The sequence below is a fragment of the Pseudomonas sp. DWRC2-2 genome (genome assembly GCF_049897885.1).
GTDB classification, from domain to species: domain Bacteria; phylum Pseudomonadota; class Gammaproteobacteria; order Pseudomonadales; family Pseudomonadaceae; genus Aquipseudomonas; species Aquipseudomonas azotoformans_A.
On the sequence record NZ_JAFCXD010000002.1, the window covers coordinates 1,027,099 to 1,049,108 of the forward strand.

Annotated in this window: 17 protein-coding genes; 10 read left to right on the top strand and 7 right to left on the bottom strand. The window is 60.4% G+C overall.

Annotated elements, in window-relative coordinates; translation table 11 throughout:
* Positions 1-11: 11 nt before the first annotated feature.
* The 4 genes from kdpB to ACP7EW_RS13390 all read left to right on the top strand — a co-directional run bounded on the left by kdpB (position 12) and on the right by ACP7EW_RS13390 (position 6,088).
* Positions 12-2,069 carry a potassium-transporting ATPase subunit KdpB gene (kdpB, locus tag ACP7EW_RS13375; RefSeq protein WP_426217541.1) on the top strand — a complete coding sequence of 686 codons (2,058 nt, stop codon included), beginning with the start codon at positions 12-14 and terminating at the stop codon, positions 2,067-2,069.
* Positions 2,070-2,133: 64 nt separating this feature from the next.
* Positions 2,134-2,679: a potassium-transporting ATPase subunit KdpC gene (gene kdpC, locus ACP7EW_RS13380; RefSeq protein ID WP_426217543.1), complete on the top strand. Its 546-nt coding sequence runs from the start codon at positions 2,134-2,136 to the stop codon at positions 2,677-2,679.
* A gap of 30 nt (positions 2,680-2,709) precedes the next feature.
* Entirely contained in the window at positions 2,710-5,361 is a 2,652-nt protein-coding gene (locus ACP7EW_RS13385) for a DUF4118 domain-containing protein (RefSeq protein ID WP_426217545.1), read from the top strand.
* 37 nt (positions 5,362-5,398) lie between these two features.
* Positions 5,399-6,088: a response regulator gene (locus ACP7EW_RS13390; RefSeq protein ID WP_426217547.1), complete on the top strand. Its 690-nt coding sequence runs from the start codon at positions 5,399-5,401 to the stop codon at positions 6,086-6,088.
* Between the two features lie 36 nt (positions 6,089-6,124).
* On the opposite strand, the gene ACP7EW_RS13395 is transcribed toward ACP7EW_RS13390, so the two are convergent.
* Positions 6,125-7,162: a patatin-like phospholipase family protein gene (locus ACP7EW_RS13395; RefSeq protein ID WP_038844524.1), complete on the bottom strand. Its 1,038-nt coding sequence runs from the start codon at positions 7,160-7,162 to the stop codon at positions 6,125-6,127.
* A gap of 216 nt (positions 7,163-7,378) precedes the next feature.
* On the opposite strand from ACP7EW_RS13395, the gene ACP7EW_RS13400 reads away from it, so the two are divergent.
* The 3 genes from ACP7EW_RS13400 (at position 7,379) to ACP7EW_RS13410 (ending at position 9,351) form a co-directional block, all read left to right on the top strand.
* Positions 7,379-7,657 carry a hypothetical protein gene (locus tag ACP7EW_RS13400; RefSeq protein WP_003172685.1) on the top strand — a complete coding sequence of 93 codons (279 nt, stop codon included), beginning with the start codon at positions 7,379-7,381 and terminating at the stop codon, positions 7,655-7,657.
* 44 nt (positions 7,658-7,701) lie between these two features.
* Positions 7,702-8,463, top strand: coding sequence for a CHAD domain-containing protein (locus ACP7EW_RS13405; RefSeq protein ID WP_426217549.1), 762 nt, complete (start codon positions 7,702-7,704; stop codon positions 8,461-8,463).
* Positions 8,464-8,553: 90 nt separating this feature from the next.
* Complete coding sequence (locus ACP7EW_RS13410; protein ID WP_061435822.1) at positions 8,554-9,351, top strand: acyl-CoA thioesterase; 798 nt, start codon at positions 8,554-8,556, stop codon at positions 9,349-9,351.
* A gap of 2 nt (positions 9,352-9,353) precedes the next feature.
* Here ACP7EW_RS13410 and ACP7EW_RS13415 read toward each other — a convergent pair whose 3' ends face one another.
* From ACP7EW_RS13415 to ACP7EW_RS13435, 5 genes are all read right to left on the bottom strand, one after another.
* Positions 9,354-9,716, bottom strand: a complete 363-nt coding sequence (locus ACP7EW_RS13415; protein WP_010211905.1) for an Mpo1-like protein — start codon at positions 9,714-9,716, stop codon at positions 9,354-9,356.
* Positions 9,717-9,854: 138 nt separating this feature from the next.
* Positions 9,855-10,268, bottom strand: coding sequence for a hypothetical protein (locus ACP7EW_RS13420; protein WP_426217552.1), 414 nt, complete (start codon positions 10,266-10,268; stop codon positions 9,855-9,857).
* On the bottom strand, positions 10,225-14,940 hold the full coding sequence (locus ACP7EW_RS13425; protein ID WP_426217554.1) for an RHS repeat-associated core domain-containing protein: 4,716 nt from the start codon (positions 14,938-14,940) through the stop codon (positions 10,225-10,227). The genes ACP7EW_RS13420 and ACP7EW_RS13425 overlap by 44 nt, the downstream gene beginning before the upstream one ends.
* A gap of 195 nt (positions 14,941-15,135) precedes the next feature.
* Positions 15,136-16,617, bottom strand: a complete 1,482-nt coding sequence (locus tag ACP7EW_RS13430) for a methyl-accepting chemotaxis protein (protein ID WP_426217556.1) — start codon at positions 16,615-16,617, stop codon at positions 15,136-15,138.
* A gap of 96 nt (positions 16,618-16,713) precedes the next feature.
* Positions 16,714-17,520, bottom strand: coding sequence for a TatD family hydrolase (locus ACP7EW_RS13435; protein WP_426217558.1), 807 nt, complete (start codon positions 17,518-17,520; stop codon positions 16,714-16,716).
* A 237-nt stretch (positions 17,521-17,757) separates the two neighbouring features.
* Here ACP7EW_RS13435 and ACP7EW_RS13440 point away from each other — a divergent pair, with 237 nt between their 5' ends.
* The 3 genes from ACP7EW_RS13440 (at position 17,758) to ACP7EW_RS13450 (ending at position 20,273) form a co-directional block, all read left to right on the top strand.
* Complete coding sequence (locus ACP7EW_RS13440) at positions 17,758-19,179, top strand: transglycosylase SLT domain-containing protein (protein WP_314531391.1); 1,422 nt, start codon at positions 17,758-17,760, stop codon at positions 19,177-19,179.
* Positions 19,180-19,282: 103 nt separating this feature from the next.
* Positions 19,283-19,717 carry a DoxX family protein gene (locus ACP7EW_RS13445; RefSeq protein WP_061435832.1) on the top strand — a complete coding sequence of 145 codons (435 nt, stop codon included), beginning with the start codon at positions 19,283-19,285 and terminating at the stop codon, positions 19,715-19,717.
* 247 nt (positions 19,718-19,964) lie between these two features.
* A complete protein-coding gene (locus ACP7EW_RS13450) occupies positions 19,965-20,273 on the top strand; it encodes a class I SAM-dependent methyltransferase (protein WP_426217561.1) in 309 nt (102 codons plus the stop codon).
* A 4-nt stretch (positions 20,274-20,277) separates the two neighbouring features.
* Here the strand turns inward: ACP7EW_RS13450 and ACP7EW_RS13455 are convergent, their stop codons facing one another.
* Complete coding sequence (locus ACP7EW_RS13455) at positions 20,278-22,008, bottom strand: Gldg family protein (protein ID WP_426217563.1); 1,731 nt, start codon at positions 22,006-22,008, stop codon at positions 20,278-20,280.
* Positions 22,009-22,010 lie beyond the last annotated feature (2 nt).

Here is a 22,010-nt window from a genome sequence, read left to right on the forward strand (position 1 = left end):
GGGATATGAAAATGAATATGCCTGCAAAAAATGCCGCTCCGGTGCACACCCAGGAGCCTGCCAAAACTGCCATCTCCGCCCTGTGGCGCCCGGCGTTGGTCCAGGCGTTCGTCAAGCTGGACCCGCGTCAACTGCAACGCTCGCCGGTGATGCTGGTGGTCGAGTTGACCGCCATCCTTACCACCGTGCTGTGCTTCGTGCCTGACACCGCCGTGCCCACCTATGTCGCGGTGCAAATCGCGGTGTGGCTGTGGTTCACCGTGCTGTTCGCCAACTTCGCCGAAGCCTTGGCCGAAGGGCGTGGCAAGGCGCGTGCCGACAGCCTCAAGGCCGGCAGCGAAGGCTTGAGCGCTCGTCGCAAGGAGGCCGATGGCAGCTTCAAGGTCGTGCCGGCCACCAGCCTGCGCAAAGGTGATGTGGTGCGCGTGGCCGCCGGGGAAATGATCCCCGGTGACGGCGAAGTCATCGAAGGGATCGCGGCGGTCAACGAAGCGGCGATCACCGGCGAATCCGCACCGGTCATCCGCGAGTCCGGCGGCGACCGTTCGGCCGTCACCGGCAACACCCGCCTGGTGTCGGACTGGCTGCTGATCCGCATCACCGCCAACCCCGGTGAGTCCACCCTCGACCGCATGATCGCGCTGGTCGAAGGCGCCAAACGCCAGAAAACCCCCAACGAAGTCGCGCTGGATATCCTGCTGATCGGCCTGACCCTGATCTTCCTGTTGGTGGTGGTGACCTTGCAACCGTTCGCCCACTTTGCCAATGGCAGCTTGCCGTTGGTGTTCTTGGTCGCACTGCTGGTGACGCTGATTCCTACAACCATTGGTGGTTTGTTGTCGGCCATCGGCATCGCCGGCATGGACCGCCTGGTGCGCCTCAATGTGATCGCCAAGTCCGGGCGCGCCGTGGAAGCGGCGGGCGACGTGCATGTGTTGCTGCTGGACAAGACCGGCACCATCACCTTTGGTAACCGTCGGTGTGCGGCGGTGGTCGCGGCGCCGGGCGTCAGCGGCAAGGAAGTCGCCGAGGGCGCGTTGTTTGCCTCCCTGGCGGATGACACGGCGGAAGGTAAATCCATCGTCGAATACCTGCGCGCCTTGCATCCGCAGGCCGAGCCCTCTGCGGATGAGCTGACCGCTGTGCCGTTCAGTGCGGAAACCCGTTTGTCCGGGGTCGACTACCAGGGCCGTGTGTTCCGCAAAGGCGCGGTGGATTCGCTGCTGGCGTTCATCGGTCAGCAACGGCGCGACTTGCTGCCAGCACTGTCGCGCGAAATCGACAAGATCGCCCAAAGCGGCGGTACACCGTTGCTGGTGTGTGCTGATGGCAAGTTGCTCGGTGCGATTCACTTGAAGGACGTGGTCAAGCCCGGCATCCGTGAGCGTTTCGCCGAGCTGCGCAAACTGGGTATCCGCACCGTGATGGTCACCGGCGACAACCCGCTGACCGCTGCAGCGATTGCGGCCGAAGCGGGCGTCGACGACGTGCTGGCCGAAGCCACCCCGGAGAAAAAACTCGCGCGCATTCGTCATGAACAGAACGACGGCCGCTTGGTGGCAATGTGTGGCGACGGCGCCAACGACGCCCCGGCGCTGGCCCAGGCTGATGTCGGCATGGCAATGAATGACGGCACCCAGGCCGCCCGCGAGGCCGCCAACATGGTCGACCTCGACAGCGATCCGACCAAGCTGCTGGACGTGGTGCAGATCGGCAAGGAATTGCTGGTGACCCGTGGCGCGCTGACCACCTTCTCCATTGCCAACGACGTGGCCAAGTACTTCGCGATCTTGCCGGCGCTGTTCGCCTCGATCTACCCACAATTGGGCGTGCTCAACGTGATGCACCTGCAGAGCCCACAGAGCGCGATTCTCTCGGCCATTGTGTTCAACGCATTGATCATCGTGGTGCTGATTCCGTTGGCGCTGCGCGGTGTGCGTGTGCAAGCGGCGAGTGCGGCGGCGTTGCTGCGCCGCAACCTGCTGATCTATGGGCTGGGCGGGATCCTGGTACCGTTCGTGGGCATCAAGGCGATCGACATGCTGCTGACTGCGTTGCACCTGGTTTGACCCGAATCCTGTGGGTGCCAGATGGGCGCCCACAGGTTGCAATGACCGAATTGAGGAATCCGAAATGTCCAACATGATCCGCCCGGCCTTAAGCCTGCTGGTACTCATGACCCTGATCACCGGCGTCGCTTACCCACTGGTGGTAACCGGCGTCGCCCAAGTCGCCTTCCCGGACCAGGCCAATGGCAGCCTGGTGCGTGACGACAGCGGCAAGGTGCGTGGCTCCAGCCTGATCGCCCAGGACTTTACCGGTGACAGCTGGTTCCACCCACGCCCATCAGCGGGCGCTTTCGCGACGGTTTCCAGCAGTGCCAGCAACCTTGGCCCGAGCAACCCGGCGCTGGCGACGCGTATCTTTGAGGATGCGAACAAACAGCTGGTACCCAGCCAGGGGCCCGTACCTTTGGCATCGCTGACTACCTCTGGCAGCGGTCTTGATCCACACTTGCCACCGCAGGCGATTGCCTATCAACTGGCGCGAGTGGCGGCGGCGCGGAATGTACCGGTATCGACCTTGCAGCGCTTGCTCGATGAGCACATTGAAAGCCCGCTGGTAGGGCCGCCGGTGGTGAATGTGCTGGCGCTGAACATGGCGCTGGAAAAGCTGTAACCCGATCAATACCTGAAGGACACTGCCCGCATGAGCGACTCCGGCCGCGCCGATGCCCTGTTAGCCGATCTGCCCCGGGACGACCGTGGCCGGCTCAAAGTCTTCCTCGGTGCCGCGCCGGGTGTGGGCAAGACCTACGCCATGCTCCAGGCCGCGCACACCCAGTTGCGCCAAGGCGTGCGGCTGATTGCCGGCGTGGTCGAGACCCACGGCCGCGCCGAGACCGAAGCCTTGCTCAGCGGCTTGCCGCAACAACCATTGCTGCGCAGCGAATACCGCGGGGTGATGCTCGAAGAAATGGACCTCGATGGCCTGCTCGCCGCCAAGCCCAAGCTGGTGTTGGTGGACGAGCTCGCCCATAGCAACGCGCCCGGCAGTCGCCATGAGAAGCGCTGGCAAGACATCCAGGAATTGCTCGCCGCTGGCATCAACGTATTTACCACGGTCAACGTCCAGCACCTGGAAAGCCTCAACGACCAGGTGCGCGGTATCACCGGCGTGCAGGTGCGCGAAACCCTTCCCGATTGGGTGCTGCAAGAGGCCGACGAACTGCTGCTGATCGACCTGCCGTCCCGCGAGCTGCTGGAGCGCCTGCGTGACGGCAAGGTCTATGTGCCGGAGCAGGCCCGCGCGGCCATCGATGCGTTTTTCACCCAGACCAACCTCATGGCCTTGCGCGAGCTGGCGATGCAAACCGCCGCCGCCCACGTCGATGACGACTTGGCCCAGGGCTACCGTCAGCTTGGCCAGGCCGCGCCGGCGGTGCGCGGTCGCTTGCTGGTGGGCGTGGATGGCGATGCACAGGCCGAACGTCTGGTGCGCCATGCCAGTCGCGTTGCCCAGCGTCGGCATTTGCCGTGGAGCCTGGTGCATATCGATAACGGCCGTGCGCGGGATGAGCAATCGCGACTGCGTCTGCAAAACGCGCAGCAACTGGCCGAGCGACTGGGCGGTGAGGTGGTGTTGCTGCGGGCGGGGGAGGTGGCCAAGACACTGATCCAGCATGCTGCTGAGCGTCGCGCCAGCCTGTTGCTGGTGGGGCAGTCGCGGATGCGTTGGCGGCGTCGCTTGTTTGGCGGTGGCCTGGCCGCGCGGTTGTTGCGTAATGCGCGAGGCCTGGAAATCAACGTCCTCGACAGCGACGACATCCCGGCACCGCCGCGTTTGCCGGATGTGCGCGGGCTGGTGTGGTTCGACTATGCGTTGGCGGTGGTGGCGACGGTGGTGGCGGCTGCGGTGGCGTGGGCGGTGTCCAGCGTCCTGCCGCTGCCGAATATCTCGCTGGTGTTTCTCGCCGCCGTGCTGCTGGTGGCGGTGCGCAGCAGCCTGGGGCCATCGCTGGTGTGCGCGGCGTTGTCGTTCCTGACCTATGACTTTCTGTTTATCCCGCCGAATTTTTCCTTCGCCATTCAGCGCGAAGAAGATGTGCTGACGCTGTTGTTCTTCCTGTTGATGGCGGCGTTGACCGGCAACCTGGCCGCGCGTCAACGCCGGCAGCTGCAAGCGTTGCGCGATACCCAGGAAGAAACCAGCGAACTGCTCGACCTGTCGCGCAAACTCACCGCCGCCACCGATCGCCAGGCGGTGGTCAGCGCCGCTGCACACCATTTGCAAGGCTGGAGCGACCTGGACCTGTGCCTGGTCAATCGCGATGGGCAGGGCGGTTGGACCATCGAGACCGGCGGCCCGCTGACACTGACCGAAGCCGAGCGCGCTGCTGCCGATTGGGCCTGGCAGCATGACCAGCCGGCGGGCATGGGCACCGGCACCTTGCCGTTCGGGCGTTGGTGGTGGTGGCCATTGTCAGGGGAGGAGGGCCCGCTGGGGTTGCTCGGCGTCAGTCCCAAGCCCGGCCTGGAGTTGAGCGGCCAACGCCGGCGTTTGCTCACGGCCTTGAGCCAACCCTTGGCCCAGGCTTTGGCACGGGCGCAGTTGGCCCAGGAGCTGGAGTCTGCTCGATTGCACGGCGAAACCGAGCAGTTGCGCAGCGCATTGCTGGCGTCGGTGTCCCACGATTTGCGCACGCCGCTGACGTCCATGCGCGGCAGTATCGACAGCCTGCTGGCGCTGGGTGAAGCCATCCCGCTGGAGGATCGCCGCGAGTTGCTCGAAGGCACCCGCGATGAAGCCGAGCGCCTGGACCGCTATATCCAGAACTTGCTCGACATGACACGCCTCGGGCATGGCGCGTTGAAACTGGCGCGGGATTGGGTGTCGCCGGGCGATATTGTCGGCAGCGCCCTTGGCCGTCTGCGTGCAGTGCTGGCGCCGTTGCAGGTGAGCACCGATGTGCCGCCCGAGTTGCCCTTGTTGTATGTGCATGCCGCGTTGATCGAGCAAGCGTTGGTCAATGTGCTGGAAAACGCCGCACGTTTTTCACCGCCGCAGGGTCGTTTGCAACTGAGCGCCGGCGTTGCGGACAACCAGCTGTTCTTCGCCGTGGCCGATGAGGGGCCGGGTATTCCGGAAGACGAGCGCGCCAAGATTTTCGACATGTTCTACACCGCCGCCCGAGGCGATCGCGGCGGACAGGGCACGGGCCTGGGTCTGGCGATCTGCCAGGGGATGGTCGGCGCCCATGGAGGGCATATCAGCGTGGCCGACGGTATCGACGGGCGGGGCACCTGCATCACCTTGTTCCTGCCGTTGCCGACACAGCCTGGTCTGGAGCGCGAGGCATGAGCTACCCTGTTTTCTTCACGGATTTTGATGGAACACCATGAGCCAGACCGCGACGATTTTGGTCATTGATGACGAACCGCAGATCCGCAAATTCCTGCGCATCAGCCTGGCCTCCCAGGGTTACAAAGTGATCGAGACCGGCACTGGCAACGAAGGCCTGGCCCAGGCGGCGTTGAGCAAGCCGGATTTGCTGGTGCTCGACCTTGGCCTACCGGACATGGACGGCCAGCAGGTGCTGCGTGAGTTTCGTGAGTGGTCGACGGTGCCAGTGCTGGTGCTGTCGGTGCGGGCCAGCGAAGGGCAGAAAGTTGAAGCCCTCGACGGTGGGGCGAATGACTACGTCACCAAGCCTTTTGGTATCCAGGAGTTTCTCGCCCGCGTGCGCGCGTTGTTGCGCCAGGCGCCGGCGGGCGAAGCCCAGGAAGCGGCGTTGCGTTTTGGCCCGTTGACCGTGGACCTGGCCTATCGCCGGGTGCTCTTGGACGGTGCTGAAGTGGCGCTGACCCGCAAGGAGTACGCGGTGTTGGCGCAACTGGCGCGGCATCCGGGGCGGGTGATTACCCAGCAGCAATTGCTCAAGGATATCTGGGGGCCGACTCATACGGAGGACAGCCACTACCTGCGCATTGTCGTGGGCCACCTGCGGCAGAAACTGGCGGATGATCCGACCCAGCCACGGTTCATTGTGACCGAGGCGGGGGTGGGGTATCGGTTGTTGAGTGCTTAGCGTGTAGGTGTCTGGCCATCAGCAACACCAGCTCTTTCAGCTCTGCTCGCTTTCATACCGGTCCAACGTATCACTGGCGATTTCCCGCCCCAGCGCGATCAGCTCCGGCGCCTTGTAGAACTCGAAAAATCGGCACACCCGCTTCGGTACGTTGATCAGCACATCCGGCGGGTAACCGGCAATCTTGTACTGCGCCAGCGAGGTCTGCATTACCTCGAAGCTCTGGTTGATCAAATCCAGCAGTGACGCCGGGCCGACGTTATCGATGATGAACGAGCCGGTCGCAGACTTCGGTGCCCCCGGCTTTTCGGGTGCGGCAGCAGGTTGTTGGGATTCGGGCTCGGCCGACTCCAGCCACGGGTTGATCTCCGCTGCCTGAGCCTCCAAGGCTTCCTGCTCCAACTTCATTAATTGTTCGGCTTGCTTGCGGCGAAACGGCAGGTGCGAGCCGAGTGACTTGGCCAGGTTGTTGAACCGGCTCTTGAAGGCGGGCGGGCGCTGGATCACCGGCAACTGGTAGTGCTTCTGGTTAGTGGCGTTGAGGTTGACCGCGATGATCAAGTCGCAATGGCTCGACACCACCGGCACGATGGGCAGCGGGTTGAGCAGGCCGCCGTCGACCAGCATGCGGTTGCCTTGCATCACCGGGGTGAACAGGCTGGGAATCGCCGCGGAGGCGCGCATCGCCTGGTGCAGGCAGCCTTCCTGGAACCAGATTTCCTGCTGGTTGGTCAGGTCGGTGGCGACGGCGGTGTAGGGGATGCGCAATTCTTCGATATTGATCTCGCCGACGATCTTGCGGATCTGCCCGAAGACTTTCTCGCCGCGAATCGCCCCCAGGCGAAAACTCACGTCTACCAGGCGCAATACGTCGAGGTAATCGAGGCTTTCGATCCAGTTGCGGTAGTCATCCAGCTTGCCGGCGGCGTAGATCCCGCCCACCACGGCCCCCATGGAGCACCCGGCGATACAGGCGATGTCATAACCGCGCCGTTCAATCTCTTCGATCACTCCGATGTGCGCATAACCCCGGGCCCCGCCGGAGCCCAGCACCAAGGCAACCCGTTTTTTCATGGTCCATGTCCTCCCCAAGGCAGGGTCCCACAATGCACCCATTGAGGGGGCGGCTTCAATCTTCGCGGGCGGCCAGCGATATTTTTCCAGAATAGCCACGGTGCTCGGGTATGCTCTGGTCTGTAGGTACTATCGATTTCAGGCTAAGGACAGGCACTTTTCCATGTAGGCAACGTCTACAACGTACGACTGTTTTTTCTTTTTGAGGTGTCATCAATGAAAGCCTGGATGTGTGTACCTGTGATCATGCTGGCCCTGGCCGGTTGTGCCGGGAAGACCGCGTACCGCGACAGCTGCGGCAGCCAGTTGGACGCCGCCTGGAAAGAGCTGGACCTGGCCAAGGCTGAAGGCTTTGCTGGCACGGTGAGCTACTCTAAAGCCTTGTCGCTGCTGACGGGCGCCAAAACCCAGCAACAATTCGAAGCGTTTGAAGGCTGCTCTAACAAGGCCGAGAAAGCGCGATTCTATATTCGTGAGTCTCGCGCCGGGCGTTGACCTGCAGCAGCGAGTAGGATTTCTCATCAGACAGTGAGGGCAGGATGTCAGCTTTGGTCGATCAGTTAGTCGCTCAGGTCATTGGCCTGGAAGTAGGGTTACTGAGCTGCCAGGCTCGCCTCGCCGCCGTCACCGACGATGAAGCCCTGCATGACCTGCGCACCACCGTGCGCCGTCTTCGCAGCCTGTTGCGCCCCTTGCGTGGATTGCCGGGAGTGGAACAGCTTGAATTGGCCGCCAGTACTGTTGGGCAACTGACGACGCCGCTACGCGACCGTGAGGTGCTGGCGGCGTATTTGCATCAGCATGGTTATCACGAAGCCGCCAACCGGCGTCTGCGTCTGCAACCTGATGCCTATCGCCAGGTGGCGCTAAGCCCGGAGCTTGCGCATTTGCTGCTGATCTTGGATGCGTTTCCCCGTTTCATCCGCGCGTCGGAGCATCAGAAATTGCTCAAAGGCCTGCGCCCACGCATTCAGAAACGTCTGGCCAAGCAATGGCAGAAACTCGATGAAGCCTTGAAAGACCCTGACCATGATCGCCATCGCCTGCGGTTGTTGATCAAGCGGGTGCGCTATGCCGCCGAAGCCTATCCCGAGTTGGACAAGCTGCCTGCCAACGCGATGTCGCGCTTGAAAAAAGCCCAAGGCGCGTTAGGCGATTGGCACGATTGCTGGCAATGGCTGGCTCAGGCCGAGCATCAGGCGGATCTGCAACCTTGTGTTGCGGTGTGGCATCGCACCATGGCCAAGGCTGAAGGGCAGGCGGACCGCGTGTTGGACAAACTCAGCGCCGATTGTTTCTGAACCGGTCCGGCTTTTGGCCGGAATAGGCGCTGTACCTGGCGGGTCCGATGGTTAAGATCCCTCATCTGTTCCTTTTGATGTGAGACCGCCATGCGCTTTAGTGATTTGCTCGACGCCGCCCGCAGCAACCCGCTGGATGTCACCATCCCCGCCGAATGGGCCCAGGGCCGCGCAACCTTTGGTGGCCTGGTGGCTGCCTTGCAATACGAAGCCCTACGCGCCCAGGTGCCAACCGATCGCCCGCTGCGGTCGCTGGCCATCACCTTCGTCGGCCCTGTAGCGCCGGACGTTCCTGCCAGTTATCAAGTCGAAGTGTTGCGCGAAGGCAAGGCCGTCAGCCAATTGCTTGGGCGTGTGGTGCAGAACGGTGAAGTGGCGACCCTGGTACAGGCCAGTTTCGGTGCGTCCCGTGAGTCGGAAATCGCGGTTGAAAGCGAAGCGCCGCCGGTGTTCAAACATTGGGATGAATGCCAGGAACTGCCCTATATCAAGGGCGTGACCCCCGAATTCATGCGCCACTTGGCGATGCGTTGGAGTGTCGGCGGCTTACCCTTTACCGGTAATAAATCCCGTGACATGGGCGGCTGGGTTCGCTTACGTGGAGATGTCAAAGAAGAGCCGCTGACTGAAGCGCATATCCTCGCCCTGGTCGACGCCTGGCCTCCGGCCTTGCTGCCGCACCTGAAAAAACCAGCACCCGGCAGCACCCTGACCTGGACCATCGAATTCATCCAGCCTTTGCAGGATCTGACGACCCTCGACTGGTGCCAGTACTACGTCAATATCGAACACGCCCGCGACGGCTACGGCCATGCCGCGGCCGCCCTCTGGAGCCCGACCGGCGAGCTGATCGCCATCAGCCGCCAGACCGTGGTGGTCTTCGCCTGACCTCAATGCCGGTGGCGCTGCCGCCAGGCACGCCACCAGCCGCCGCTTAATACAAAACGCGGAAAAGTCACGAACTGCTCGACCACCAAGCGCTGCACCGCATCTTTACGGTCACTGAACGGCTCGCTGGCCTCGGCTTCCAGGCTATGGCCATGACGCTGCAACGCCAAGCCGGCCAGGATCCCGACCACACCCACGGCAAAACTGGCCAGGCTCAAGCTGAAAACCCCGGACACGATCAACAGAAACCCGATGATGAACAGCGGTACGGCAATCAGGTGCAACGCCAAGTTGGTCGGGTGTTGGTGGTTCTGCGGGTAGTTACGCCATTGCCAGGCGGGGAGATTGGGGTGACGTTTGCCCATGATGGTGAATCCTCTGTCCGTTGAAATAGCATGGAGAGAGTTTAGGTGGGGTTGGATGGTGGGGCGAATTGGGGCTGGCTATGGGGGTCATAGCCAGCAAGCTCCTGCCATGTAAACAACTGCTCGATTTTAAGCTTTTCAGTGAAAGCTGGCGTCGATTCTTTCGACCGTTAATTTAACAAAACTCCCGTTCAGTTCTGGATGGTCATAATGTATGCCTTCGTCGCTCAGCGATGTGAAGGTGAGAAATCTCTCGTCACAGAGTTCGCCGTACAGGATGTAGGAGTAGCCAGGATCTATCTTTTCGGCCGACACGTCACTCGGCTCTACACGCTCAATTACGTAGTCGTCAGCAATGCTCATGGTCAGCTCCACATCATAGAATTTCCCAACTTCTATTTGATAGGGGCAGTAGCTTATAAAGCAATTTATGACCGTCCCTTCTATGAGCAGAGTAACGTCTTCTTCTATCTGATCATTGAGTGCTAAAACGCGCACTTTCTTATAGTTATTTGCTATAAGGCCTGATGGTTTTGTCAGAGGGGTCGTCATTTATAGTCCTCCAGAAGTCTTTTCCGCTTTTGGTATGCAGAGTGGTTATATGGCCATTTGTATTCGATCCTGCAAACGCAAATTTAGCCTGCCCTGTCCTATTTGTTCCCATAAGTAAAACATAGCCGGTCGTTGGTGTGTCCCTGTACAAATATTGCACAGGCGTACCATTGCTTACGACATGACGTGCAGCGAGTAAATATTCGTGACTATTTCCTACTCGAAATTCAGCCCCGTGCTTTTCGTAATGCTCGTTGAGTTTTTGCTCGTTGGCAAACTCTGTCGGACGCGTTGAAACAGAAGGGGGACTGGGTTCACCTCTCGTTGCGGAGATGTTGTCTGATGGCTCTTCTATTCGAGCTTGCGATTTGCATGTGCCTCCTTCTGGGCAATTACTTAAACCCAAAGGGTCAATCCAACCCGTCGGGTTGGTCACGTACTGGTACGCGTTGATCCCCCCCGCCAGCTTCACCGGGTCCGGCGTCAGGTAGCGACCAATATCCGGATTGTAGTAGCGATGACGGTTGTAGTGCAGTCCGCTTTCTGGGTCGAAGTACTGACCCTGGAAACGCAGCGGATTGTCGATCTTCGCGGTGTCTAGACGGGTTGTTTCGCCATAAGCACGATAATGCGCGGACCAGACGATCTCGCCATCGGATGCCGTGAGTTCCTGTGGGGTGCCGAGGTGGTCTAATTGGTAATGGTAGGGCTTGATTTCTTTTGGGCCGAAGCCATCCAGCATCGCCAACGGCCGGAAGCTATCGGGTTCGTAGAGATAGCTGCGATGGCGCTCCGCGTGGTGTTCGGCGATGAGCTTGTCGCCCTGCCAGAAGAACTCGGTGGTTACGGCATCCACGGTTTTGCTGATACGCCGCCCAAACGGGTCGTAGCGATAGCTGGCAGTCTGGCCGTTGGGTTTTTTAATGCCGATCAGGCGGTGCTGGCAGTCGTAGCGGTATTCGGTGACGAGTTTGTGGTCTTTGCCGCGTCGTTCGCGGATGAGGTTGCCGAAGGCGTCGTAGTCGTAATGATGGTCGCCCTGGATCATCAGGCGATTGCCCGCCACGATGTCCGGACCGGGGCGGTCTTGCATGAGAACGTTGCCAGCCGGGTCGTGGCCGAAGCGTTCCTGCACGTCTTGGGAGTGGTCGGCGCGGGTCAGACGGCCGATTGGGTCGTAGTGGTAGTGGTGTTCACCTTTGCGGGTGTCGAGCAGGCGGGTGAGGTTGCCGGATGTGTCGTAGTGGTACTGGCGCCGATAAATAGCCCCTTCGATATCGCACAGGCCGTGGTTGAACAGGCGTCCCTGGGCGTCGTACTGATAACTGCTGAGTAACTTTCCTTGGCCTCTTTGGTGTTCTCGACCTGCGTCGAATAGATGAGCGGTGAGCGCTTGGCCATTTACCTCGATCCTCTCGAGTTGGCCGCCTTTGGTGTGGTTGAACGCAACCCGGTTGTTGTCCGGCAGGCGTAGGTTGTTCAGCTGTCCGCAGGCGTCATAAGCGTAACGCAGAGTGCCCCAGCCCTGGTGTTCTGCGAGGAGGCGGTTCTGGCTGTCGTACTCGTAGGCCAACGCCCAGTGGCCGTCTTCGACGCTTAAGAGATTGCCCTGGCGGTCGTAGGCGTAATCGACCAGGTTGCCGTCGGGTAGGGTTTTTCTTACGAGTCGACCGGCATAGTCGCGCTCGTAGCGGGTGACCAACTGACTACCGTCATCACCATGCTCGGTCTTTTCCTGCAGGTTGCCATTGAGGTCGTAGGCGTAATTCGTGCGCTGCCCGTCAAACCCGGTTTCCTGTTGGATCAGGCCATTGGCGTGATACTGGAGTCGGTAGGTTTCGCCCACCTCATTTTCGATCTCGGTCAGCAATAACCGCACATTGTCATAACGGTATTTGACCTGAGTGCCATCAGCGTTGATACGACGGCTGATCAGGTGCAGGCCATCAGCGTATTCGTAGCGGGTGACCTGGCCGAGTTCATCGCGTTCGGAGGTGATTTTTCCGTATGGGTTGTAGCTGTATTCCCGTGTGGCACCGCCGGGCTGAGTCAGTTTCAGCAAGCGGCCTGCTGCGTCCCATTGATACTGGGTCAGCGCGCCATGCTCGTCCTCACGCGCAACTTGCCGTCCAAGGTCGTCATAGCGATAGCGCTTGATTCCGCCATTCGGAAACTGCTCCTCAAGCAACTGCCCACGCTCATTCCAAACCAGCCGATGACAGCTGTGATCGGGATACCAAACCTGCGTCAGTTGCCCGCGTTTGTTGTAGCTGTACTCAGTCGAATTGCCGTCAGGATCGGTCCTACGCGTAACGTCGCCCTGGTCATTACGCTCATATTTCCAAACCGCTTCACCACGCCGCACAACCCGTACGAATCCATTGTCATGCTCGTAGGTCGTCGGCTCATCATCCCCCGGAAACAGCGCCACCATGCGTCCAGCTTCGTCGTACTGATACGCCGTGATCGCCCCCAGCGGATCCTGCTCAACCGTCAGCCGGCCTTTGTCATCGTAGGATTTGAAATGCTCGGCCCCGTCAGGATCCACCCGCTGCACCAGCCGCGCCCGCTGGTCATGCACATAGACTTCCTGACTGCCATCGGCGTTAAACACCGTGACCTGGCCGTTATCGTCCCAGGCATAGCGCGTGTCCATCTGCGAGAAACTGGCCCAATGCCGGACACATCGCGCCGCCTTACCAGACCTTTCCCACTCCCAGAAAAAACTCGCGCCACCGGCCAAGCCACGCTCAAGAATGACGTGCTGCTCGTCGTACCGATAAACCTCGTTTTCGCCTACCGCATTGGTCGCTGAAACCAACCGACCCGTCGCGTCATAGGCGTAGGCAACAACGTTCTGCTCCATCACCCAGACAAACGGACCGTCATCCACCGCCCGCTCAATCTGATAGTCCACCGCCACAATGCGGCCCGACGCATAGCGCAAGAACAGCGAACGCCCCACGCCGTTGTCCAGCCGCTCAATCTGCCCCAGGTAATTACGGAAAATGCGCAGCCGGTTGTCATACGCATCGCTGATCGCCGTCAGCACACCGTCGCGAAAGTGGTAGAAACGTGACCCTTGAGACAGGACCAGTTCATCGGGTAAAGCGCCCAGATAAATCGCAGCTTCGGCCAGGCTATTGGTAATCGCCGGCCGAGAAACCGTGGGTAAGGGCAGGGTAGTCGTGCGGTTCTCATGATCCGTCCACACCACCGAATCCCCGGAAACACTTAGCCGATGCGCCAGCGAGTGACTCCAGCCAAACCCCAGCCCGCAGTCCACTTCCACCGCACTGGTGCGATACAGCCGCGTCCACTCAAACGGCAAGATCCCGTCCAGCGTGCCATCGGTGAGCGTCAGCAGCTCCTCGCCCGTGACCATCGACACCGGGCAGCCGTGAGTAGCGGTTTTGTCCGACGACGCAGCTGCATCCCCACTCGGGTTTCGAGCAGAAACAGGCACATCGTCGACAGGCTCCTGCCGTACCAACACCGTCCGCTGTGACTTGTTCCGAACCACCGGCACCGGGTTGGCAACCACCTGATCCCCAGCCTTCAACGGCACATCCGGAATCGTCCGAATCGGCGTCGCCGAGCTACCCAGCAACATGGGCTTGGCCGCGTCGACATGCGCGTGCAACCGAGGCCCGACCAACTGATCGGCCAACATCTCAAGCCACTTACGCACCCGACCCGACCTGATATGCCCCAACACCTGCATACCCAGCCGAACCTGTACCCCCATGCCCCGCGTCGCCCAGATCAAAAACAGATTGATCAGCACCTCGCCGGTAATCTCGCCCACCAGTTCATACATGTCCGGCGGCGGCAGCATGCTTATCCACGCGACCATCGCCGACAGATAGATGAACAACAGCGGCTCGTCGCTCAGCACCAGCAGGCCATGGGCGATGGCGTCCTTGCCCAGTTTCAGCAGCTCGTCCAGCTCGGCCTGGGTGATGTACTTCAGTAGCTTCTCGCTATTGGCCTTGAGGTCCGCCAACAGGTCGTACAGCTGTGAGAAATTGTCCCAGAGGTTGTAGAGCGCCTTGCCAATCCCACTCGCGAACGCCACGCCTTGCATCGCACTGCGCTCGAACGGCGTGGCGTTGGCGAAGTCTTTCCATCGCGGCTTGAAGGTCATCGTCCATTCGTCACGCAGGCGTTCTTCCAGCCCGGCGATCACCGACTGATAAGACGCATACAGCGCCTTGACGTGTGCCTTGGAAACGTTGGGGTAAAAAGTGATCTGGTAACGCTGGTCGCGGATGCAATCCTTGACTTCAAGAATGCCGCTGGCATCGATGGTTCGACGGATAGGGTCACCGAACGGCGTGCCGTCCGACCTGATGGTTTGCAGCATCACCGGCGTATTGCCGATGGGCACAAACCGCGTGCTTTCAAACATATGCACCAGGGTCAACGAGCCCTGGGCCTTGCAAACAGCCACCGTGCGATTGGGCTGTTTGGAGGATGCGGGAGCGACGAGGGAAACTTCCTGGCCGACCTTGAACACCTGCTCCACGTCCAGAGCCGAGCCGCTCCAGAAGCTTTCGGCCCACTCGTCAAAGGCGTTCAGGCACGTGCGGAAATCACGCAGGACGCTTTCCACGTCCGGCTTTTCGGCATCCATAGGGGAGAGGACGAACTGCGCAATAACCGGAATCATGAAGCGGCCCCGTTGAGTGGGGCACAGGAAAGGTGCATCGGCGGTCCCTCGCGCTGATTGGTCAGGCGAGAGACTTTGGCGAGGTTGGTAGGGAAAAGAAGTCGGCGTTATTCGCCGGAAGAGCTAGGAAGTTTCGCCAAAACCTCGGGCAAACCGAGGCTTTGTTGTAGGCGGGGGATTACAGGGTGAACAATCCTACAGCTTCAACTGCCCAATCGCCTTGCTCAACTCTCCGGCCAGGGTGGCCAGTTCATTGCTGGTGGTGGCAGAGTCCACAGTCTGTTGCACGGTGTTCTCGGTCACGTCGCGAATGCTGACGACGGCGCGGTTCATTTCTTCGGCCACGTGGCTTTGCTGTTCGGCGGCGACGGCGATCTGGGTGTTGCTTTCGCGCATCTGCGCCACGGCGCTGGTGATTTCGGCGAGGGCGGCGCCGGCTTCCTGGGCTTGTTGCACGCAGTCGTCGGCCTTGAACGAGCTTTCCTGCATGAAGTCCACCGCGTCGCGGGTGCCGGCTTGCAGGGCTGAGACCATGCGGGTGATTTCGTCAGTGGAGCTTTGCACGCGCTTGGCCAGGTTGCGCACTTCGTCGGCGACCACGGCAAAGCCACGGCCCATTTCTCCGGCGCGGGCGGCTTCGATGGCGGCGTTGAGGGCGAGCAGGTTGGTCTGCTCGGCGATGCTGTGGATCACACTGACCACGCCGTTGATTTTCTGGCTGTCCTCGGCGAGCTTCTGGATCATTTCGGCGGTTTGTTGCACGCCGGTGGACAGGCCGGCAATCGAGCGCTGTACGCGGCTGACCACTTCCTGGCCGCTGCCGGCGAGGGTATCGGCAGTCTGGGACAGATCCCTTGTGGCGCCTGCGTGCTGGGCGATGTGATAGACGGTGGCGGTCATCTCGTTGATGGCGGTGGCGGCCTGGTCGGTTTCGCTCTGCTGGCCGAGCATGCCGTGTTGCACTTCGTTCATGCTGCTGGCCAGCCGTGCGGCGCCATCATCCAGTTGCCGGGCTGTGCGTGCCACGGTGTTCACCACGCGCTGGTAACCGGCCTGCATCGCGTTGAACGCGCTGGCCATTTGGCCGACTTCGTCTTTGCACGCCAAGGGCACGCGGGCCGACAGGTCGCCGGTTTTCTCCACGTGCAGCATCACGTCCTTGAGGGTGTTGAGCTGGCTGAGCAGGAAGCGGATCAGCAATTGCGAGGCACCGAGCATCGCCAGCATCAGGATCAGGACCGCCACCGCATAGTTGGCGAAGCGCTCTTCGAACACCTGGCTCAGGCTGGGCGCATAGGCAAGGACGGCAACGTATTGACCCTCAGGACGGGCGACGACTTCAGCGCCCATCAACGGGTTCTCGCCGAACACAGGCATGTGGTTGAACTCGACCCAACCCGTGGCGCTGCCCAGGGCTGACAGATCCTGGTCGGCCAGGTGTGGTACTTGGCCGCGCTTGAACGTCAGCCAATGGTCGCTCTCAGGCAGCGTCTCACCCGCTGGCCAGGCACTCAGCAGCCGCGCTTGTTCTTGCGCCGAGGCGAGGGACGCCGTGCTGCGCGCCTGCTGTTCAAGCTGTACGGCATACAGCACCAGCAGCAGGGTGGTGATGAAGGCGACCGCGTTGACGGCCCAGAATTTGTACTTCAGCGAGATATTGCTAAGCCAGGCACCCATGGAAGGTTTTCTCTGATAGCGGAAACAGCATTGGCAAGGTGCCATTATTGTGCCGCTATCCAGGGAAACGGTTTTGACGTGGGTCAATGCGCTGCATCAATCCACTTGGGGCAGTCCAAAAAAGCGACGGGCGCATGCCGTGCTGTGTCTGGCGAGGTCTTCCATGCTTTCGTTGCGGTGCAGGGCGACTTCGCGCAGGACTTCCGGCAGATACGCCGGCTCATTCCGGCCATTTTTCGGCTTTGGCCGTAGTGTGCGCGGCAGCAGATAAGGGGCATCGCTTTCCAGCATCAGACGGTCACCGGGAATTTCCCTGACCAGTGGGTGCAGGTGTGTCCCACGGCGCTCGTCGCAGATCCAGCCGGTGATGCCAATGTGCAAGTCGAGGTCGAGGTAGCTGAACAACGCTTGCTGTTCGCCCGTAAAGCAATGCACCACGGCGGCGGTGAGGTGGTCGCGGTAGTCTTTGAGGATTTCCAGCAGGCGTTGGTTGGCGTCACGTTCATGGAGGAACACCGGTAGTTTCAGCTCGACGGCCAGGGCCAGGTGTTCTTCCAGGACTTTTTCCTGTTGTGGCCGCGGTGAAAAATCCCGGTTGAAATCCAGCCCGCATTCACCCACCGCACGCACACGGCTTTCGCTGAGCAAAGCGCGCAGACGCTGGGCGCTGTCGCCGTTCCAGTCGCTGGCGGAGTGGGGGTGGGTGCCGGCGGTGCTGAACAGGTGCTGGCCGCTTTCATCCAGCTTTTCGCACAAATCCAGGGCCTGTTCGCTGCCCTCGACGCTGGTGCCGGTGAGCACTAATTGCTGTACGCCAGCGGCATAGGCGCGGTCGAGTACCGCCTGGTGCTTCTCGTCGAAACTGGGGTTGGTCAGGTTGACGCCGATATCAATGAGTTGCATGGTGCTATCTCCGCCTGCGGCCGGAAAGCATATCAGAGCTGTAGATTTATAAGAAAATCGAAGAACTACAACGAGTTATAGCTGTCTTTGAACGTCGCAAGCGACATTGTGGTCGGCCCATCGCCCGCCATCATGCCGCCGTTGCGTACCTTGCCAGCGCATAAAGCGCTCTGTTTCTGACCCCCACCGCCCCGTTTTTCGCGAGGGCGTTGGCCAGTATTCTTTTCCGGAGAGCGGATGATCCGACCCTCGGCGTTGCTTATGTTGTGCCTGACGTTGCTGCTGCCCATGGCGGCGGTCGCGCGTCTGGACGGGCCGCTGGAAGTGACCAAGCCCGGTAAGGTCCGCGACCTGGCGGAGATTCGCGCCAGCCGCACCCTGCGTGTATTGGTCAACCAGAGCCGAAACAGTTCCGGCGAGGTCCAGGGCCAGGCCATCGGTGTCGAATACCATCGTCTGCGCGCCTTCGAGCAATACCTCAATGGTCATGCCCGTGATGGCCAGGAGATCAACCTCAAGATCATTCCCAAGGCCAAGGACCAGTTGCTTGGCGCGCTGGCCCGTGGCGAAGGCGATCTGGTCGCTCCGGGTGAATTGCTGGACGTAAAGGCTGCGCACAAGATCAGCACCAGCGACCCGATTGTCAGCGATGTACCGCTGTGGTTGGTGGGGGTGAAGGGCGAGCGGCGGTTCACCAAGTTGGAGCAACTGTCCGGCCGCACACTGGCGTTGACCACCGGCAGCGCGGCGGCGGATGCCATCAGCCAGGTCAACCAGAAGCTGGCGCTGCACAAGCAGCCGCCGGTGAAAGTGGAGTGGGTGGACCCGACCCTGGCCGTGGAGGATGTGCTGGAGATGGTCCAGGCCGGCATTTTTCACCTGACTATTGTTGAAAAACCGATTGCCGAACGCTGGTCGAAGATCCTGCCCAAGTTGCGCTTCGATAAACAGGTGGCGATCAGCGAGCCAGGCGACGAGTACTGGTTCGTACGCCAGGATGCTTCGATGCTGCGGGCCAGCATTGATCGCTTCCTAAAAACTTACCGGACGCCTTCCGACCAGGATGTGGCGTTCCAGCGTATCTACCGTCGTCTCTATCAAGTGCGCAATCCACTGGCTCGCGTTGACCGTCAACGCCTGGAAAAACTGCGCCCGGTGTTACAAAAGCATGCCCGCGAGCAGGGCATGGATTGGCTGAACCTGGCGGCACTGGCCTTCAAGGAGTCCGCTTTGGATCCCGGCGCGCGCAACAGCGGCGGTCCCACCGGCTTGATGCAAATCACCCCTTCGGCAGCGCAGCGGGTAGGGGTCAACAACATTGAGAGTCTCGACAGTAATGTGCAAGCGGGCGCGCGCTACCTGGCGATGATCCGTCGCAAGTTCTTCGCCAGCCCCAAGCTCAACGAGCGTGAGCGCATGGCCTTCGTATTGGCGGCCTACAACATGGGGCCGGAGCGGGTGCAGGGCATGCGCACTGAAGCCAAGCGCCGGGGGCTTAACCCTAATCAGTGGTTCTTCCAGGTTGAGCGTATTGCCATGGAGCAGGTAGGGATGGGCGGCGTCAGCTATGTTAATAGCGTCAACAAGTACTATTTGGCGTTCGATCGGGAGCGGGAGTCTCTGGAGCCGCCAGCGCCGAAAATCGCCTCACGGAAGTAATCGATTTTATCGATATTAATCAGGCATTTTTTCGGCTTTTATCATTGTTTAAACTGATTAATATAGCGGCCAACCAACCCCTATTTAGAAAAGGATTATTACCATGAGCCCACTGATCAACAGCATCCTGTCCACTCGCGCCGGTTACGGCCTGACCCTTCTGCGCATTGTTGTCGGCATCATCTTCGCCGCTCACGGTTCGCAGAAACTCTTTGGCTGGTTTGGCGGCTACGGCCTGGCGGGTACTGCGCAGTGGATGGAAAGCATCGGCCTGGCGCCGGGTACCCTGATGGCGCTGTTGTCGGGCGGCACCGAGTTCTTCGCGGGTTTGGCCTTGATCATCGGCCTGCTGGTTCGTCCTGCGGCATTGGGCCTGACCATCCTCTCGCTGGTGGCGATCTTTTCGGTGCACATCCATAACGGTCTGTTTATGGCCAACAACGGTTATGAGTTCGCCCTGGCACTGCTCGGTGGCTCGCTGGCGGTGCTGCTGGAAGGCGCGGGCAAGCTGTCTGCGGATCGCGCCATCGCCAACTGATCTGCGTAGAACCCTTAAAAGGCCCGCCCTGTGCGGGCTTTTTGCTGATCGGAATTCTTGACACCGCCCCACCGGCTTCTCTAGGATGCCGCTCATGCGCCGATTTAAACAGCTAATTGCGGGGCGCCATGGGTGATCGATATCGGTCCCGACAGAAGCATGTTCCATGCTTCGAAATTCCGCTAAAGCGCTGGTTCGGTGTTGCCTCTCACCTGCCCGCAGACTTTTGAGGCAGAGACACGACACGATGAATGCACTGCGCCCCCTGATACGCCTGGCCCCGATCACCGCGGACCTCACTCAACGCAATCCAAAAATTCTCCTGGGCGGCAAGCATCAGCCGACGCTTTTGCGTTACCTGGATGGCTGGCCGCGTCGCACGGGTCGACCTTCGGCGTTCCTGATCCAGTTTGTCGAAGACGGCGACTCCCTTGCACGTTTTGCCAGCAACAGTTTTGACCTCGCGGTTATCCAGGCGCCAACTGCCGACGCCGCCGATGAGGTCATTCGCCAGTTGACCCGCATTGCCCGGCAAGGGCTGATCGCCCGTCGTTGAGCGTTCATTGAATGACGCTGCCGGCTTTCAGCCGGCGACGGCGTTGGCCCAGAAAGACCAGCCAGGCGATCAGGCATAAGGTCACGGGTATCGCAAAGGTCACCGTCAGTTTTATAAACCACTCCAGTCGACGCACCTGGGCATAGGCTTCGTCCTCCAGGGCATGCAACTCCATAGGCAAGCGCAGACGTTCCTTGTTGAGTGCCTGCAGCCGAGTGGTGGTGTCCACGGGCTGGGTGCCAAGGGCGGTTGTCCACGGGCTAAGCCGCTGCCATTCCTGCTCCGTGCGCTGTAGGCGCCGTTCCAATTCGCTGGCTTTTACGCGATAGGCCTGTTTCGCGACGTTGCGCATGCTCTCCAACCTATTCGGCGACGTTTCCTGCGGCACACGCGGGCGAATGGCGGCGAGTGTGTCGGGGGCGGACAGGTTGTCCAGCGTATTCAAGACAAACAGCGCGTTGCCGTCGGGTGCCGAGTCATTGACCTTATCCATGAGCATGTCCGTGTCAGCCACCACCACGACATGAATCTGCGCCGCTTTCTGCAAACCGGGCGGCTGCCCCTTGATGCCATCGGGAAATACCGAATAGCTCGGCCCCTCGATGCGCGCGGCGATCACATGAGCTCGTTCCTGCTTTGACGCCCCTTCAATCAGTGAGTCGATGCTGGCTGCGCTTGTGAGGCCGTTGGCGTCCAACAGGACAGACTGTTCGGAGCTTTGCAGGAGCGGGGTGAAGGTGGTGCGGCTCTTGATCAGTGGAGAGAGGGCGCCACTGCTCGATACCGTCACCCTATTGAGGTTCCATGTACTGATGTCATGGGTGTTCATCGCCTGTCGGGGTAGGTTCAATCGGACCTGATTGGGCGCGCCCGATGTCTCCCTTGGCGTGTAGACGTCGTCAACCACCAGCCTGTCCGCCGGCATCTGGATACCCCAGGCAGCCAGCAACTCGCTCAGCCGAGTGTTGCCTGGGGGGAGATTTGGGCGTTGCTCAGTCAAAGGGTCGACAAACATCATTAATCTGCCGCCCCTCAAGACAAACTGTTCAATGGCATACAAGGTTCGCTCAGACAATGCCTGAGGGTGCACGACCATCAGTGTTTTGATGGGCTGGGGAACGGATGCGGCAGTCGGCTCCAGATTGACCAGGTCGAATTCCTGCCTTAGCTCCTGCAGCAACCGGCCTGCGGATCCGTCCATCGCCAATCCCGCCAATAGGGCAATGACCGGGCGTTCGGGGTGCTGCAATTTATAGAGCAGATGGCCGATTTCATACTCAAGCAGTGGCTCCTGGTCGAGGCTGAAGGAACCAATACGTCGCACGCCGTGACCTGCTCGGGAGCCGATAAGACCGAGAAACCCGGCATTATCGTCGAGCCCGGAGAGCCGGGCTTTGTAGGCGTCCTCCGAAAAAGGCGCTGGTTCAATCAGGTGCAGGTTGATCATGCCATTGGCTGTTTCCTCGTACTCCTTGAGCAGCTCTTCAATACGCTTGCTGTAGCGTTGCACCGCGTAGCTTCTTTTGGGGGCGTTGGCGGAGTTGAAGTAATACAAGTCGAGCGGGTCTTCCAGTGTGGTGAGCAGCTGTTTTACGGCAGGTGCCAAGGTGTGAACTTTTTGCTCAGAAAGGTCCCACCGTATATCAGGAAGTTTACCTATCCAAACCAGATTGAACGCCAGGAAAAGCAGGAAGGTGACGGTAAGTGTCATGCCGGTGCGCAGCGAGGACCGCATTG